Annotated in this window: 1 protein-coding gene and 1 rRNA gene; both read left to right on the forward strand. The window is 40.8% G+C overall.

Translation table 11 applies throughout. From position 1 onward, the window contains the following. Positions 1-316: 316 nt before the first annotated feature. Positions 317-934 carry a LysE family translocator gene (locus B9A32_RS20940; protein ID WP_084072139.1) on the forward strand — a complete coding sequence of 206 codons (618 nt, stop codon included), beginning with the start codon at positions 317-319 and terminating at the stop codon, positions 932-934. Between the two features lie 569 nt (positions 935-1503). Continuing rightward, a 16S ribosomal RNA gene (locus B9A32_RS20945) occupies positions 1504-1592 on the forward strand; the annotation flags it as partial.

Consider the following 1592-nt stretch of genomic DNA (forward strand, 5'->3'; position numbering starts at 1 on the left):
ACGGGCAGCTGTGTGGGAGAGTAGGACGCCGCCGGATTATCTTTTTAAATAGCCCTGATCATTATTTTATAATGGTCAGGGCTTTTTTGTTTGGGAAAAAGAGGTTCTTGTAATACAAAGGAATTGGACTGTTGCAAAATCCTTGAACTTTAAATTATTGGGGTTGATCGTAAACTGGGCCACTATACGTGATATAAAATTCTATTGACTTCAAAGTGCTGTAATTACAGTTATTAATTTTTATCTCTGAAGTTTTGTTGCAAAATGGCCCATGTTATGTCCAATCCCAAATTATTTATGATGAAAGAGATGGAAAATGTTTTCGTTTTTAATGGCAGGCCTTGTTCTGGGTGCTTCTGCAGGTTTTGCCCCGGGGCCTTTGACTGCGCTTGTGATTTCTGAAACTTTGCAATATGATGTAAAGGCTGGTATCCGGGTGGCATTCAGTCCCCTGGTGACGGATTTCCCCATTATTTTGTTTACTTTTTTGATCTTGTCAAAATTATCTTCTTCCGGTGGGGTGCTGGGTACGATTTCTTTGGTTGGTGGACTGGTGCTGCTCCATATGGGGTATGGCAGTTTGAAGACCGATGCCAATGCACTTAAAATCACTTCTAAACCTGTAAACACCTCTTTGCAAAAAGGGATTGTTTTGAATTTAACCAATCCCCATCCCTATTTGTTCTGGATAAGTGTGGGAGCTCCCACTTTTTTAAAAGCATTGGATTTTCATTATTTGTCGGCCATGGGATTTATGCTCAGTTTTTATTTTTTCTTGGTGGGAGCCAAGATTGTTATGGCCGTGTTGGTGGGAAAGTCCCGTCACTTTATTTCCGGCAGGGGATATGTCTGGGCCATGCGAATACTGGGACTTTTTTTATTTGTTTTTGCCGGTTTTCTTTTCCAGGATGGGATAAGGTTACTGGGCGTCTAAGGGGATGGAGATTCTGTACTCCGACCATCGACCGTGGATGGAGCCGCTGAAGATGTGTAAATATTCGGGCAGCACCCCATCTTCACTCATTTGGGCCTGCTCACATAACAATAGTATGCTACGCACTCCCAACTAAGCGAAGATGGGGCACCGGCCGAACATTTACAAAACCAACCCGAATATTTACGAAGATGTGTAAAATTTCGGCATTCTTCATATGCCCTCAAAAGTACTTTACTCTTTATTAAGGGCGACCACCGAAAAATAGGTATTACCCCTGTGGAAGTGTAAAGTAAGAATGAAGAATGGCAAATTTTCTTTTTATTTTAGGTGGTTGTTGTTTTTATGAAAAATAAATAAAAAAAGTGTTTGACAAGAAGTAAGTTTGCATGTAGTTTCGCTGGGTCTTGTTGAGACGGCAACGCCGCTTGCAAACAGCGCGGCATGTTTCAGCAAGTTTTTTTGTGTCAAAAATGAATTTGATCTTTGAAAATCGGTTAGTGAATGAATTGAGTAAAAAGATGTTTTAAGTGCAGTCAAGCACATAAAAAAACATTTTAAAAGAATTATAACTGGAGAGTTTGATTCTGGCTCAGAATGAACGCTGGCGGCGTGCTTAACACATGCAAGTCGAACGAGAAAGTTCCTGCTTGCAGGA

It is taken from the genome of Desulfocicer vacuolatum DSM 3385 (assembly GCF_900176365.1).
GTDB classification, from domain to species: Bacteria; Desulfobacterota; Desulfobacteria; order Desulfobacterales; family Desulfobacteraceae; genus Desulfocicer; species Desulfocicer vacuolatum.